We start from the raw sequence: 13,546 nt of genomic DNA on the forward strand, positions 1-13,546 counted from the left end.
CTTCTCGTTCACCGTGTCGCTACAGCACCTTGGACAGGAACGCCTGCGTCCGCTCGTGCTGCGGGTTGGTCAGGACGTCGCGCGGGTTGCCCGACTCCACGACCACTCCGCCGTCCATGAAGACCAGGCTGTCGCCGACCTCGCGGGCGAAGCCCATCTCGTGGGTGACGACGACCATCGTCATGCCGGACTCGGCCAGGTCGCGCATGACGTCGAGGACGTCACCGACCAGCTCCGGGTCGAGCGCCGAGGTCGGCTCGTCGAACAGCATCAGCTTCGGGTCCATCGCCAGGGCCCGGGCGATGGCGACGCGCTGCTGCTGGCCGCCGGAGAGCTGCGAGGGGTAGGTCCCGGCCTTGTCGGCGAGGCCGACGCGGTCCAGAAGCTCCTTCGCACGCTCTTTCGCCTTGGCCTTGCTGATGCCCTTGACCTGCACCGGGGCCTCGATGACGTTGTCCGCGGCCGTCATGTGCGGGAACAGGTTGAACCGCTGGAACACCATGCCGATGTCCCGGCGCTTCAGCGCGACCTCGCTGTCCTTGAGCTCGTACAGCTTGTCGCCCTTCTGGCGGTAGCCGACCAGCTCGCCGTCGACGTACAGCCGCCCGGCGTTGATCTTCTCCAGGTGGTTGATGCACCTGAGGAAGGTCGACTTGCCGGAGCCGGAGGGGCCGATGAGGCAGAACACCTCGCCGTTCTTGACCTCCAGGTCGATGCCCTTGAGGACCTCGACCGCGCCGAAGGACTTGTGAACGCCCTCGGCCTTCACCATCGCGGTCATGACGCACTCCTTTCGCGGCCGATCGAGAGCAGGTTCGCCCGGATCTTCTGGAAGACCGTGGGCGGGAGGCTGCGGCTCGAACCGCGGGCGTAGTACCGCTCCAGGTAGTACTGGAAGACGCTGAAGATGCTGGTCATGACCAGGTACCAGATGGAGGCGACGAACAGCAGCTCCATCACGGCGAACGACGAGGAGCCGATCACCGAGGTCGAGCGGAGCAGTTCGTTGTACGTCACCACGTACACCAGCGACGAGGTCTTCAGCATGTTGATGAACTCGTTGCCGGTCGGCGGCACGATCACCCGCATCGCCTGCGGGATGACGATCCGGCGCAGCGTCTTGGCGTGGCTCATGCCGAGCGCGTGCGAGGCCTCGGTCTGTCCCTCGTCCACGGCCAGCAGGCCGGCCCGGCAGATCTCCGCCATGTACGCGGCCTCGTTCAGACCGAGTCCGAGCAGGGCGCACATGAACGGCGTCATGACGTCCGTCATCTCGTCCTTGTAGATCGGACCGAGGTTCAGGACGGGGAAGATCAGCGCGAGGTTGAACCACATCAGCAGCTGTACATACACCGGGGTGCCGCGGAAGAACCAGATGTACAGCCAGGCGACCGTGCTGGTCACCGGGTTCTTCGACAGCCGCATCACGGCCAGCAGAACGCCCAGGACCACGCCCAGCACCATGGACAGGACGCTGATCAGCAGGGTGCGTCCGGCGCCGGCGATGACGGTCGAGTTGAACAGCTGGTCGCCGACGGTGTCCCACTGGATGTCGCCGTTCGCGAAGGCGTTGACCAGCAGCGCCAGGAGCGCGATGACGATCACGGCGCTGACCCAGCGGCCGTAGTGGCGCACCGGGATGGCCTTGATGGCCTCCGGCGGGCCGGAGAACGCCGACTCCTTGGCCACCGGCGGGGTGTCCTCGGGTGGTGCGCCGCCCGCGGAGGACTTGTCGAGCTTGTCAGTCATGGGGACTGCCCTTCGAAGACTTCAAGAGGTGCGGGTGGATCACTTGCCGCCGTTGATCGCGGAGGCCTTGATCGCGCCGCTCTCGGCGCCCCACTTCTCCAGCACCTTCTGGTAGGAGCCGTCCTTGATGATCGCGTCGACGGCCTCCTTCAGGGCGTCACGCAGCTGGGTGTTCTTCTTGTTGACGACGATGCCGAACGGAGCGGCCTCGTACTGCTTGTCGAGGACCTCGAAGGTGTTGCCGTTGCCCGCCTTGCGGGCCATGTCCACGGCCACCGGGTAGTCGTTGACGCCGGCCACGGCGCCGCCGGACTTCACGCGGGTCTGGGCCTCGGTGTCGTTCTCGAAGGACTCGATCTTGAGGGCCTTCTTGCCGCCCTCCGTGCACGTCTTGGACTGCGCCTGGAGGGCCTCTTCGTAGGTGGTGCCCCGCTGCACGGCGACCGTCTGACCACAGAGGTCGTCGATGGTCTTGATGCCCTTGGGGTTGCCCTTCTGGACGTAGATGGCCGTGCCGGCGGTGAAGTAGTCGACGAAGTCGACACCCGTGCCGAGCTTCTTGCCGCTGTCGTCCAGGCCTTCCTGGCGCTGCTTGTTGTCCGTGATCGACGACATGGCGACGTCGTAGCGGCCGGTGTTGACCGCGGTGATCAGGGTGTCGAAGCCGCCCGAGGTGAACTGGAAGTCGACGCCGAGCTGCTTGCCGAGCGCGGCGGCGATGTCGGGGTCGACACCCACGATCTTGCCGCCCTCGACGGACTCCATCGGGGCGTACTCGGCGTTGGTGCCGACCTTGATGACACCGGCCTTCTGGATGTCGGCCGGGAGCTTCGAGAAGAGGGGAGCCTTGTCGGAGCCGCTCGACGACTCGGAGGAGCTGCTGCCGCCCTCGGTCTGGTCGCCGCAGGCGGTGAGCAGCAAGGCGCCCGCGACCGCGAGGGATCCGACCGCTGCCAGGCGGGTGCGCGCGGCGGTCGTGCGTCGGGTGGAGCTTGCGGTCATGGTGGATTCCTCCGGCGGATGGATGGAGATGCCGATGGGTCGACAAATGCCGATGGGTCGACGAGAACACACACCTTCGGGTGTCGCGACCTCGTGTGATTACGGCATCTTGCCATTCGGACTACGCCATTCAGGGGGCCAGCCATGTCAAAATCGGATAACGGGCGACCCCCGAACCGCATCAGTCCGGTACATCACGACCGGGCGGAGCCGGACCATCTGCGGGAATCCCCCGTTCCGGCCGAAAGATCTTCGGTTGATCTCATGGTGTGGTCGCTCGGCGTGCGCCCTGTTCGTCGACTTGAGTCCGTGTCAAGGGTTCTCGGGAGCTTGGCGAGACTTCGCGCATGAGTCATGTCACTCAAGGTGACCTCTGTCCAAGGTCCACAGAGTGAGCCATGTGACCTTGCACGGAATGGACTCGTCGGCTGTGGTCTCCGTCCGGTAAGAAGGATTTTTACACCCCTCATCCGGGGCTCAGGGCGCGTGTGCGGCGCGCCCGACGCGCAGGCGCCCGTACGCATCACCTCTGGGGCCAGCGCGATGCCCGCCCACTTCTCAATCAGGAGTGGCCACCCTCAAACCATGCAGACCTAAGGGGTAAGACACAGTGGCAGCGGAGATCGTCAATCCTCGCAGCGAGAGCGCCGACCGAACGGGCCAGGAGGGCGGTGCGGAGCCCCTCGACTCGTTCGACCCGGTGTTCGCGCTGCACCGCGGCGGAAAGATGGCCGTGCAGGCCACCGTCCCGGTTCGCGACAAGGACGACCTGTCCCTCGCCTACACGCCCGGCGTCGCGCGGGTGTGCACCGCGATCGCGGAGCGTCCGGAGCTGGTGAACGACTACACCTGGAAGTCGTCCGTCGTCGCCGTCGTGACCGACGGCACGGCCGTGCTCGGGCTCGGGGACATCGGCCCGGAGGCCTCCCTTCCGGTCATGGAAGGCAAGGCGATTCTGTTCAAGCAGTTCGGCGGTGTGGACGCGGTTCCGATCGCGCTCGCCTGCACGGACGTGGACGAGATCATCGAGACGGTGGTGCGCCTCGCGCCCTCGTTCGGCGGTGTGAACCTGGAGGACATCTCGGCGCCGCGCTGCTTCGAGATCGAGCGCAGGCTCCAGGACGCGCTCGACATCCCGGTCTTCCACGACGACCAGCACGGCACGGCGATCGTGACGCTGGCGGCGCTGCGTAACGCCGCGCGGCTGAGCGGCCGGGGCATCGGTGAGCTGCGCGCGGTCATCTCGGGCGCCGGCGCGGCCGGTGTCGCCATCGCCAAGATGCTGGTGGAGGCCGGCATCGGGGACGTCGCGGTCGCCGACCGCAAGGGCATCGTCTCGGCGGACCGCGAGGACCTCACCGACGTCAAGCGCGAGCTGGCCGGGTTCACCAACAAGGCCGGGCTGAGCGGGTCGCTGGAGCAGGCGCTGGCCGGCGCCGACGTCTTCATCGGCGTCTCCGGCGGTACGGTCGCGGAGGAGGCGGTGGCCTCGATGGCGAAGGGCGCGTTCGTCTTCGCCATGGCCAACCCGACGCCCGAGGTGCATCCGGACGTCGCCCACAAGTACGCGGCCGTCGTCGCGACCGGGCGGTCGGACTTCCCGAACCAGATCAACAACGTGCTGGCGTTCCCGGGGATCTTCGCGGGGGCGCTCCAGGTGCGGGCGTCGCGGATCACCGAGGGTATGAAGATCGCGGCGGCCGAGGCGTTGGCGGGGGTCGTCGGTGAGGATCTCGCGGCGGACTACGTGATTCCGTCGCCGTTCGACGAGCGGGTTGCTCCTGCGGTGACTGCGGCGGTCGCCGCGGCTGCTCGGGCCGAAGGGGTTGCGCGTCGCTGACATGTGCGTGGGTGGCCCCGTCGGTTTCGGCGGGGCCATCTTTTTTTGCCCACCCACCCGCCCGATCGGGTGATGACGAGGGCGCCGTCCCCGGGGGCTGCCGCCCCGCACCCCCGCTTCGGCCCTGAACGGGCCTCGTCCTCAAACGCCGGACGGGCTGGAAGTACCTGACCGGTGCTTGAGCGGCGCCGTCCGGGCGGGCCGGAAGTCCCTGACCGTGCCCGATCTGGGCCGTGGGGCGGGATGCGCAAGAGGGTATGTCTCACAGTGTCGTCCGGTTTCGCTTGGCGCCGGCGGACCCTATCGTCGGCTGCATGTTCGCCGTCTACGCCGCCCGAATCGACCGCGACCAGCCGCTTTCCGGCCTGGAGTTGGGGGAGCGCCCCGCCCCCGAGGCCCGGCAGGGCTGGAGCACCGTCCATGTCAGGGCCGCCTCCCTCAACCATCACGATCTCTGGTCGCTCCGGGGCGTCGGACTCCCCGAGGGCCGGCTGCCGATGATCCTCGGCTGCGACGCCGCCGGGGTCGACGAGGACGGCAACGAGGTCGTCCTGCACTCCGTCATCGGCCAGACCGGGCACGGCGTCGGGCCCGACGAGCCTCGTTCCATCCTCACCGAGAGGTACCAGGGCACCTTCGCCGAGCAGGTCTCCGTGCCGACCTGGAACATCCTGCCGAAGCCCAAGGAGCTCTCCTTCGAGGAGGCCGCCTGTCTGCCCACGGCCTGGCTGACGGCGTACCGCATGCTCTTCACCAACGCGGGTGTACGGCCCGGTGACTCCGTCCTCGTCCAGGGCGCCGGCGGCGGTGTCGCCACGGCGGCCATCGTGCTGGGCCGGGCGGCCGGACTGCGGGTCTTCGCCACCAGCAGGGACGAGGCCAAGCGGAAGCGGGCCCTGGAGCTCGGTGCCGTCGAGGCGGTGGAGCCCGGTGCGCGGCTGCCGCAGCGGGTGGACGCCGTCATCGAGACCGTCGGCGCGGCCACCTGGTCGCACTCGGTGAAGTCCCTGCGGCCCGGCGGCACGCTCGTCATTTCCGGCGCCACCAGCGGTGACGCGCCCTCGCACGCCGAGCTGACCCGGATCTTCTTCCTGGAGCTGAAGGTCGTCGGCTCCACCATGGGCACCAAGGACGAACTGGAGGACCTGCTCTCCTTCTGTGCCGCCACCGGCGTCCGCCCCGTCATCGACGAGGTGCTGCCGCTCGACCGGGCCCGCGAGGGCTTCGAACGGCTCGCGTCCGGCGACCAGTTCGGCAAGATCGTGCTCACCAACGGCTGAGTCCTCGCCGCGGCCGAGTCTCGCGCTACGGCTGTCGGGCGGGCGCTACCGCTGTCAGGCGGGTCCGGGGTTCCGGGCCCGCCTTCCGCGTGTCGTTCATGTCAACCATGGTTGACATGACTTACGTGTCAACGTAAGTTGACGTCATGACCGAAGCAACGGATCTCGCCGAGCGCGCAGGAGACCGCGATCCACGGGTCGGGCTGCGCGCCGTCGCCGCACTGCGCCGGCTGCTGGAGCAGTTGGAGGCGGTGCAGGTGCGCAGTGCGCGCAACCAGGGCTGGTCGTGGCAGGAGATCGCCGCGGAGCTCGGAGTCAGCAGGCAGGCCGTGCACAAGAAGTACGGGAGGCATTGATGTTCGAGCGGTTCACGAAGGACGCCCGTGCCGTGGTCGAGGGCGCGGTGGGACACGCCGAGCGGGAGGGGGCGTCGCGGGTCGAGGAGACACACGTACTGCTGTCCCTGCTCGACCGTGAGGGCAGCCGTGGTTCCTTCGCGCTGGCCTCGCTCGGTCTGCCGCCCGGTGGGCGGGTGGGGCTGGTGCGGGACCTGGACGAGACGCGTCGCCGCGGCGGACTCTCCCGGGCCGACGCGGACGCCCTGTCCGGGCTGGGCATCGACCTGTCGGAGATCGTGTCCCGGGTCGAGGAGACACACGGCGAAGGAGCACTGGCCGCCGCCGGCCGGGGCAGCCTCTTCGGCGGGCGGTCCGGGCGGCGGATGTTCAGCCGCGGCGCCAAGGACCTGCTCACCGGCACCCTGCGCGTCGCCGTCGCCCGGGGCGAACGGCACATCGGCGACGAGCATCTGCTGCTCGCCCTCACCACCCGCCGTGGCGTCCCCTCGGAGATCCTCGCCGACCACGGCGTCACCCACGCGTCCCTCGCCCGGGTGCTGTACGGCGACAGCCGAGGAGGCGAGCCCGGGACCGCGACCGAGGCCAAGGCAGGCTGAGCGGGCCTGCCGGTCGGCCGATCCGCCGGTCCGTCTGCCGGTCCGTCTGACTGACTGTCTGCCAGCTCGGCCGGGGCGTCAGGGTTTCGGCGCTCGCAGGATCACCCCGATGTGTGCCGCCGCCGTGGACAGGTGGCGGCGCGCCTCGCGGAGTTGGTCGCCGGTGACGCCGTGGTCGCGGGCCGCGTCACGGATGTCGTCCCGGAAGCGGTCGAGCAGGCGGTCCAGATCGCGGGCCGGGTCGCCACCGGTGTCCTCGTGGGCCCAGGCCGGTTCGTACTCGGCGGGGAAGTCCTCCGGGGTGCGGGAGTATTCGGCGGTGCGGGATTCCTCCGAGGTGGGGGGCTCCTCCGCGGTGGGGGGCTCCTCGGTGCGGCCTTTCTCCGCGGTGCGCGAGTCCTCCGGACGCGTGGTCGTCGTCGAGCCCGTCGTCGTCGAGCCCGTCGTGCCGGCGCGGCCGAAGCCGAAGTCCCTGCCGTACTCCCTGCCGAAGTCCCCGAACTCCTTGGCGAGTTCCGTCAGGCCCTCGCGGACGCCGGTCGGCCAGTCGCCCCGGGTGAAGTGGTCCTGGACCTGTTCCTGGACCCGGCGGGCGATGCGCTGCACCTCTTCCTGGGCCTGGGTACGGGCCCGCTCCTGCGCCTCCTTGGCCTGGCGGCGGGCCCGCTGGGCCTCCTCGCGGGCGCGGCGGCTCTCGTCCTTGGCCCGGCGCGCCTGCTCCTTCCACTCCTGCTTGACGCGGCGCATCTCCTCCTTGGCGGCGTGCCACGACTCCTTGTCGCCGTACTCCCCGTACCCACCCTGTTCGCCGTGCTCCGTGGAGCCCGCCCCGGCGCCCTGCCGGGCCTCGGTGGCCGCCGCCCGCATCTCGCGCCGCAGATCGCCGGCCGCGCCGCGTACGTCGGCCCGGATCTCGGCGGCCAGCTCGGCGACCGACTCGCGGATCTCCAGCTCCAGGTCGACCAGTTCGCCGCTGCGGTCCGCCAGTTCGGCCCGGCCCGCGTCGGTGATGGCGTAGACCTTGCGGCCGCCCTCGGTGGTGTGGGTGACCAGCCCCTCGGCCTCCAGCTTGGCCAGCCGGGGGTAGACCGTGCCCGCCGACGGCGCGTAGAGCCCCTGGAAGCGTTCTTCGAGGAGGCGGATCACCTCGTAGCCGTGGCGCGGCGCTTCGTCCAGCAGCTTCAGCAGATAGAGACGGAGACGGCCGTGGGCGAAGACGGGAGGCATGTCAGAGCACCTTCTTGTCGGTCGTGCTGTCGGCCGGGTCGCCGGAGGAGCTCTCGCCGCCCGGGCCGGAAACGGCATTGTCCCCCGAGTCGACGGGCCGGCCTGAGCGCGCTTCACCCTCCGGACCGGCCGCCGGTTTCGCCTCTCGCTCGTCGTGCCACGCGTCGTCCGGTATGTCATCCGGCGCGTCTTCCGTCGGGGGCCTCCGCAGCAGGGCGATCGAGCCGGAGATCGTCGTCGCCTTCAAGCTGCCGTTGCCCGCGCCCAGGCGGCCGGTGATGCGCTTGGCGCCCCACTGGCCGCTGACCCGGAGATCCTCGAAGGCGTTGGAGACCGAGCCGCTCGCGGTGTTCGCCTCCACCCGCGCGTCCGCCGGATGGGGCAGCCGGATGGCGATCTCGCCCGAGACGCTGGTCAGGTCGATGGTCGTGGGGCGGCTGGTCGGATCGAGGTCGACGATCATCGACCCGCTCACGGAGTCGGCCTTCACGGAGGAGCCCGCCTCGACCACGGTCAGGTCGCCGGACACGGAGTTGAAGTGCAGGTCGCCGGTGAGGGCCTGGGCCTCCACGCTCCCGGAGACGGTGTCGGTGCGCACCGGGCCCGCGAGCCCCACCAGGGTCGTGTCCCCGTTGACCCCCTTCACCTCGGCTCGGCCTTCGATGCCGGAGACCACTGCCCCGGCGCTGACCACCCCCACCTCCACGCGGGTGCCGGCCGGCACGGCCAGCGAGACCACGGCGCTGCGCCGCCAGCCCTTGCGGTCGAGCCACTTGAGGAAGCCCTTCCAGGGCAGGTCCTCGTACGCCACCGTCAGGTTCCCGTCGCGATGGCTCACCACCAGGGGTGGTCCCTCGATCCGTGAGATCTCCAGGCGGGCGGGACCCTCGTCGGTGCCCACGATGTTCACGGTGCCGTCGACGATGCGCACGCGCAGTTCGCTCACGGGCTCGTCGAAAGAGAGCTTCCTCGGCTCGGCGACGGACCACTCGGACATGGTGCGGACCTCCTCCACGCGGCGACACGACACGCCATATCGCGTCTCACGTAAAACACGATATATCGCGGACGATGAAAGTCAAGACACCCGTTCCGGTGACCACTTCGGCGCACGCAAAAGGGGCGCCCCCAGGGCGCCCCTCCACGTGAACCGCTGCGAACCGCCGCGAACGGCCTACTCGTCGTCCTCGTCGTCCAGCCGTGCCAGCCAGGTCGCCAGCCGCTCCACCGGCACCTCGAAGTCCGGATTCAGGTCGACGAACGTCCGCAGCTGCTCGGCGAGCCACTCGAAGGTGACCTCCTCCTCGCCGCGCCGCTTCTCGAGTTCCTCGATTCCGCGATCGGTGAAGTACATGGATCGTGCTCCGTGGGTCGGTAGCAGGGATAGGGATCCCCCCTCGGGGGAAGGACCCTTGTTCCTGCGAGGGGAGGCAGAGATCCGCTCTCCGGTGGGGAGGGGACAGGAAAAGGATAGGCGCAGGGGGACGGCGTCCCGCGGGCCGCCGGAGCCCGCGCGCGGTCGGAACCCCGCGGCCGGCCTGCGCACCGACGGGCGGGGCCGGGGGGACTGGGGAAAGCGGGGGAGTGCCATGAGTGGTGAGGACGTGACGCGGGTGGCCCGCATCGCGCTGCCGGACGGGACGCCCGTCTGGGCCCGGATCTCGGGGGCGGGGGAGCTGTCCGCGCCGTCCGGGCGGCTGTCGTACAGCGACACCGGGTTCGCCGAGCGGGTGGAGGCGAGCGTGGAGAGTCTGCACGCGCTCGTCACGGGGGTCGCGCGGTCGCTGGCGGAACCGCTGCGCGCGGTGCGGCCCGACGAGGTGAGTGTCGAGTTCGGCATCGAGCTGACCGCCAAGGCCGGGAAGGTCGTGGGCTTGCTCGCCGACGGAGAGGCCAAGGCCGGCATCACGGTCACCCTCACCTGGAACAGCGGGCCACCGGACCTCGACACATCACCTCCCGCGCCCCCCGGCGCGGGCTCCCGCGCGCGTGACGGCTCATCGTCCGACGAGGACGGGGTCCGGCGCGCGGGCGCGTCCCCCGGCGCGCCGATGCACGGGGGCGCCGACGGCACCGTGGGCGGGGGCGCGGAATGACGGGCGGGCACGCCCCGGGCGCATCGAACGCGTTCGATGCGGCCCGTCGTGCACTGCGTGGACTCGTCGTGGCGGCGACCGTGCGCATTCATCGCCCGGTCGTCGGGTATGCCCTGGAGGAGCCCGACACGTTCCTCGGGAGTGGCTTCTTCGTCGCCCCGAACTGGGTTCTGACCTGCGCACATGTGGCTTGCGGCGGGGAGGGGGGCGAGGTCACGGTGGTGTATGAGACGGCACCGGGGCGGGGCACGTCCGCCGCCCCCGGCCGGGTGGTGGCCACCCTTCCCGACCGGGCCGACCGCGCCGGGCGGGCCCTCGCCGGCAACTGGCCCGCCCCGGACCTCGCCCTGGTCCAGCTGACCGAACCCGTCGACGACCACGAGTGCGTGTATGTCTCCGAGCGTCCGGCGGCCTACTACGGCGAGGGCCGGGTGCTGTACGCCGGCTGGACCGAGAACGAGGGCCGCTTACAGGTCCTGGACGGCACGCTCACCGTGCAGGGCACCATCGGCGGCTGGTCCTCGGACGTGCAGATGCGGCTGGGCGACAACGACCTGCCGTACGGCGTCTCGGGCGGCCCGGTGATCGACCCCGAGCGCGGCGAGGTGATCGGCGTGCTGAAGGCGCGCTCGGACCACCGGCCCGGCGGCACGTCCACCGGGATCGAGCAGCTGCGCACCCTGCGGGTCCCCGCGGCGGCGGAGGCCGAGCACAGCGACCTCTACCAGGCGGTCTTCCACGCCCACGACCGCTACCACCGCGACCGCCAGCGCCACCCGGCCTCCCGGCGGCAGACCTGGACCGACGTCCAGGGCAGGCTCGGCGCGCGCCCGGGCCGCACCCTCAGCCCGGACGAGCGGATCCAGCTGCTGGGCCGGCTCGCCGAACTCCCGCCGCCCGAGAGCACCCGAAGCCTGCTGGACATCCTCGACTCCCTCCCCGACTTCCAGGCCCCCACCCCGCTGCCCGCGCCACGCGGCTGGCGCGACGGCCTCGGAGCGCTGTACGAGAGCGCGAGTGACGACGGGGCACTGGAACTCGTCCTCGACTACGCGATGCGCGCGATGTCCGCTCCGCGCCCGTTCGTCGTGCCCAGCACCCCGGACGCCGAGAAGGCCCTGTGGGTCTGGGTGTGGCAGGCCGCGCAGCGGCTGAGCGCCCGTTACCGGTCCGGTCTCGCCGAGCAGCGGATCGAGCGGCTGCGCCGACGCGACGAGGCGGAGCGCGACGCCCCCGACACGGTCTCCGGCGGCCTCCACCCGACGGACGGTCCCGGCAGGCGCAAACCTCACCGGCGGGGTGGGCCCGACGCACGCGCGCGTGCCCGTTCCGTCGGCAGCGTGGCCCGGCCCTCCGCCCTGCTCGAACTGGTGCGGCGGGGCTGGGAGCCGGACCGCTGCGACTGGTCGGTCTCCGTGGCCGCGCCCGGCGGTGAGGTGGTCCGGCTGCACGAGGCCGAGCGCACTCCGCTGGCCGACCTGCCCGCGCAGCTCGCCGGCCCGCTCGGGGAGGCCTTCCGGCACTGCGACGAGCCCGGCAGGCCCGCGCTCCTCCAGGTGGCGCTGCCCCACGCGCTGCTCGGCCTGGAGGTCGACAACTGGCAACTCGCGCCCGGACAGGAGCCGTTGGGGGCGCTGCGGCCGGTCGTCGTGCGCTGCTCCGACCGCGACCGGCTGCCCGACGAGGCGTTCGGCGCGTACGGGGGCGGGGGAGAACCGGACGATACGGCTGAAGCCGACGGTGCCGGCGGCGCTGACGACCTGGACGACGTGGACGACCTGGACGACCTGGACGCGGAGCGCCGGGCCCGCTGGCGCTGGCTGCACGCGCACCGCGCCAAGGCCGAAGTCCTGGACTGCGACGAGGGGTTGCGTAAACCCGTACCGACCGTGGAGCAGCTGCGCGCCCTGTCGCACGGCACCGTCCCGGTGCTCTGCCGTTACGGCGACCTCCGTTACGAGGACGACGCGGAGGCGCTGGCCCGGATCGTGCTCGGCGGCTACGGCGTGGCGCTGTGGCGTCGGCGGCGCGGCCGGGCCGACGCCGTCTGCGGGGAGTTCCACCGCGGCACGATCGACGGGATCGCCGAACCGCCGAGTGCGCAGCATCTGCCCGAGGCCGTGCACGATCTCCGGATGCGGCTGCGCGCGGGCCGCACGGAGTCGTTCTGGGCCGACGGCGTCGCCCTGCTGTACGACGATCCCCACCAGCCGCTGCCCGGAACAGGTGACCTGTTGGAGGCCCCTTGAGCCCCCCTTGAACACACCCGCGCGCGGGCCGGTCGGCCCCTTACCAGGCACCTCCAGGATGGATAACGTGATGCACGTTCGGACGGCCGCGGCGGTGGACGAGTGACGAGGACCGGATCATGACCGAATCCAGTGAGTGGCTCATCTACCGAGGCGCCGGCGAACCGCACGACGGGATCGAGCGGTTGCCCGATCCGCCCCCCTGGCGGGACTTCACCAGCCGTGACGCGGCGGGCTCCGGCGACGGGTCCCAGGACCGCAGGCTCGGCGCGCACCGGCACCTGGCGGAACTGCACCGGCCGGGAGCCGAGGAGCTGGAGATGATCAACGCGGCGCTCTATCTGCGCCGCCCCCTGCTCGTCACGGGCAGTCCCGGCGCGGGCAAGAGCACGCTCGCCCACTCGGTGGCGTACGAACTCGGTCTCGGCAACGTGCTGCGCTGGTCGATCGTCAGCCGTTCCGCACTCCAGGACGGGCTGTACCACTACGACGCGATCGCCCGGCTCCAGGACGTGCAGATCGCCGCGCAGGGCGGGTTCGGGTCGGCGGCGGGCTCGCCCGGCGCGGTCGAGGGCATCGGCAGCTACATCCGGCTGGGACCGCTCGGCACCGCGCTGCTGCCCTCCGACACTCCGCGCGTGCTGCTCATCGACGAGCTGGACAAGAGCGACATCGACCTGCCCAACGACCTGCTGAACGTGCTCGAGGAGGGCGAGTTCGCCATTCCCGAGCTGGAGCGCATCGCCGACCGGCTGCCGGACGGCGAGGCGGAGGTGCTGACCGCCGACGGGGTGAAGGTCCGGGTGCGGGACGGCCGCGTGCGCTGCCGCGCCTTCCCGTTCGTCGTGCTCACCAGCAACGGCGAGCGCGATTTCCCGGCCCCGCTGATGCGCCGGTGCATCCACCTGGAGCTGGGGCGCCCCGACCACAACCGGCTCGCCACCTTCGTACGCGCGCATCTCGGTGACGAGGCGGCGCGCGCGGGGGACGATCTGATCACGCGGTTCCTGGAGCGGTCGCGCAGTGAACTCCTCGCGGCGGACCAGTTGCTGAACGCGATCTACCTCACCGACGCGGCCGCGCCGCCCAGTCGTGACCGCCTGGCCGACCTGCTCATCCAGCGACTCGACCGCCCGAGGTGAGGGCCT

General features: G+C 70.9%; 13 protein-coding genes. 7 read left to right on the forward strand and 6 right to left on the reverse strand.

Going from position 1 to position 13,546, the window contains the following annotated elements; all coding sequences use genetic code 11:
- Positions 1–19: 19 nt before the first annotated feature.
- The 3 genes from G9272_RS29945 to G9272_RS29955 are packed head-to-tail and all read right to left on the reverse strand — an operon-like array spanning position 20 to position 2,751.
- The gene (locus tag G9272_RS29945; RefSeq protein WP_301272153.1) at positions 20–781 is read right to left on the reverse strand and encodes an amino acid ABC transporter ATP-binding protein; all 762 of its coding nucleotides are present in this window, start codon (positions 779–781) and stop codon (positions 20–22) included.
- The gene (locus tag G9272_RS29950) at positions 778–1,749 is read right to left on the reverse strand and encodes an amino acid ABC transporter permease (protein ID WP_171399403.1); all 972 of its coding nucleotides are present in this window, start codon (positions 1,747–1,749) and stop codon (positions 778–780) included. The genes G9272_RS29945 and G9272_RS29950 overlap by 4 nt, the downstream gene beginning before the upstream one ends.
- Positions 1,750–1,788: 39 nt before the next feature.
- Positions 1,789–2,751, reverse strand: a complete 963-nt coding sequence (locus G9272_RS29955) for an ABC transporter substrate-binding protein (RefSeq protein ID WP_020130736.1) — start codon at positions 2,749–2,751, stop codon at positions 1,789–1,791.
- Between the two features lie 610 nt (positions 2,752–3,361).
- On the opposite strand from G9272_RS29955, the gene G9272_RS29960 reads away from it, so the two are divergent.
- The 4 genes from G9272_RS29960 to G9272_RS29975 all read left to right on the forward strand — a co-directional run bounded on the left by G9272_RS29960 (position 3,362) and on the right by G9272_RS29975 (position 6,826).
- Entirely contained in the window at positions 3,362–4,591 is a 1,230-nt protein-coding gene (locus tag G9272_RS29960) for an NAD(P)-dependent malic enzyme (protein ID WP_171399404.1), read from the forward strand.
- A 314-nt stretch (positions 4,592–4,905) separates the two neighbouring features.
- Positions 4,906–5,871: a zinc-binding dehydrogenase gene (locus G9272_RS29965; RefSeq protein WP_171399405.1), complete on the forward strand. Its 966-nt coding sequence runs from the start codon at positions 4,906–4,908 to the stop codon at positions 5,869–5,871.
- Positions 5,872–6,017: 146 nt separating this feature from the next.
- Entirely contained in the window at positions 6,018–6,227 is a 210-nt protein-coding gene (locus G9272_RS29970) for a helix-turn-helix domain-containing protein (protein WP_016437953.1), read from the forward strand.
- A complete protein-coding gene (locus tag G9272_RS29975; protein WP_171399406.1) occupies positions 6,227–6,826 on the forward strand; it encodes a Clp protease N-terminal domain-containing protein in 600 nt (199 codons plus the stop codon). Before G9272_RS29970 ends, G9272_RS29975 begins: the two co-directional genes overlap by 1 nt.
- 78 nt (positions 6,827–6,904) lie before the next feature.
- Here G9272_RS29975 and G9272_RS29980 read toward each other — a convergent pair whose 3' ends face one another.
- The 3 genes from G9272_RS29980 to G9272_RS29990 form a co-directional block, all read right to left on the reverse strand.
- Positions 6,905–8,053 carry a PadR family transcriptional regulator gene (locus G9272_RS29980; RefSeq protein ID WP_171399407.1) on the reverse strand — a complete coding sequence of 383 codons (1,149 nt, stop codon included), beginning with the start codon at positions 8,051–8,053 and terminating at the stop codon, positions 6,905–6,907.
- Position 8,054: 1 nt separating this feature from the next.
- Positions 8,055–9,050 (reverse strand): DUF4097 family beta strand repeat-containing protein, encoded by a 996-nt coding sequence (locus tag G9272_RS29985; RefSeq protein WP_171399408.1) that lies wholly within the window; start codon positions 9,048–9,050, stop codon positions 8,055–8,057.
- A 177-nt stretch (positions 9,051–9,227) separates the two neighbouring features.
- On the reverse strand, positions 9,228–9,407 hold the full coding sequence (locus G9272_RS29990; protein ID WP_003992906.1) for a DUF6104 family protein: 180 nt from the start codon (positions 9,405–9,407) through the stop codon (positions 9,228–9,230).
- 235 nt (positions 9,408–9,642) lie between these two features.
- Here G9272_RS29990 and G9272_RS29995 point away from each other — a divergent pair, with 235 nt between their 5' ends.
- The 3 genes from G9272_RS29995 (at position 9,643) to G9272_RS30005 (ending at position 13,540) form a co-directional block, all read left to right on the forward strand.
- Positions 9,643–10,149 carry a CU044_2847 family protein gene (locus tag G9272_RS29995; RefSeq protein WP_171399409.1) on the forward strand — a complete coding sequence of 169 codons (507 nt, stop codon included), beginning with the start codon at positions 9,643–9,645 and terminating at the stop codon, positions 10,147–10,149.
- Positions 10,146–12,398 (forward strand): trypsin-like peptidase domain-containing protein, encoded by a 2,253-nt coding sequence (locus G9272_RS30000; RefSeq protein ID WP_253267983.1) that lies wholly within the window; start codon positions 10,146–10,148, stop codon positions 12,396–12,398. Before G9272_RS29995 ends, G9272_RS30000 begins: the two co-directional genes overlap by 4 nt.
- A gap of 119 nt (positions 12,399–12,517) precedes the next feature.
- Positions 12,518–13,540, forward strand: a complete 1,023-nt coding sequence (locus tag G9272_RS30005) for an AAA family ATPase (RefSeq protein ID WP_020130728.1) — start codon at positions 12,518–12,520, stop codon at positions 13,538–13,540.
- Positions 13,541–13,546: the final 6 nt, after the last annotated feature.

This window comes from Streptomyces asoensis (assembly GCF_013085465.1).
Taxonomy (GTDB): domain Bacteria; phylum Actinomycetota; class Actinomycetes; order Streptomycetales; family Streptomycetaceae; genus Streptomyces; species Streptomyces cacaoi_A.

What these genes read in the sequence shown, in the direction of transcription:
- G9272_RS29945 (WP_301272153.1), bottom strand. Translation starts at nt 781, where the DNA reads ATGACCGCGATGGTGAAGGCCGAGGGCGTTCACAAGTCCTTCGGCGCG.
- G9272_RS29950 (WP_171399403.1), bottom strand. Translation starts at nt 1,749, where the DNA reads ATGACTGACAAGCTCGACAAGTCCTCCGCGGGCGGCGCACCACCCGAG.
- G9272_RS29955 (WP_020130736.1), bottom strand. Translation starts at nt 2,751, where the DNA reads ATGACCGCAAGCTCCACCCGACGCACGACCGCCGCGCGCACCCGCCTG.
- G9272_RS29965 (WP_171399405.1), top strand. Translation starts at nt 4,906, where the DNA reads ATGTTCGCCGTCTACGCCGCCCGAATCGACCGCGACCAGCCGCTTTCC.
- G9272_RS29970 (WP_016437953.1), top strand. Translation starts at nt 6,018, where the DNA reads ATGACCGAAGCAACGGATCTCGCCGAGCGCGCAGGAGACCGCGATCCA.
- G9272_RS29975 (WP_171399406.1), top strand. Translation starts at nt 6,227, where the DNA reads ATGTTCGAGCGGTTCACGAAGGACGCCCGTGCCGTGGTCGAGGGCGCG.
- G9272_RS29980 (WP_171399407.1), bottom strand. Translation starts at nt 8,053, where the DNA reads ATGCCTCCCGTCTTCGCCCACGGCCGTCTCCGTCTCTATCTGCTGAAG.
- G9272_RS29985 (WP_171399408.1), bottom strand. Translation starts at nt 9,050, where the DNA reads ATGTCCGAGTGGTCCGTCGCCGAGCCGAGGAAGCTCTCTTTCGACGAG.
- G9272_RS29990 (WP_003992906.1), bottom strand. Translation starts at nt 9,407, where the DNA reads ATGTACTTCACCGATCGCGGAATCGAGGAACTCGAGAAGCGGCGCGGC.
- G9272_RS29995 (WP_171399409.1), top strand. Translation starts at nt 9,643, where the DNA reads ATGAGTGGTGAGGACGTGACGCGGGTGGCCCGCATCGCGCTGCCGGAC.
- G9272_RS30000 (WP_253267983.1), top strand. Translation starts at nt 10,146, where the DNA reads ATGACGGGCGGGCACGCCCCGGGCGCATCGAACGCGTTCGATGCGGCC.
- G9272_RS30005 (WP_020130728.1), top strand. Translation starts at nt 12,518, where the DNA reads ATGACCGAATCCAGTGAGTGGCTCATCTACCGAGGCGCCGGCGAACCG.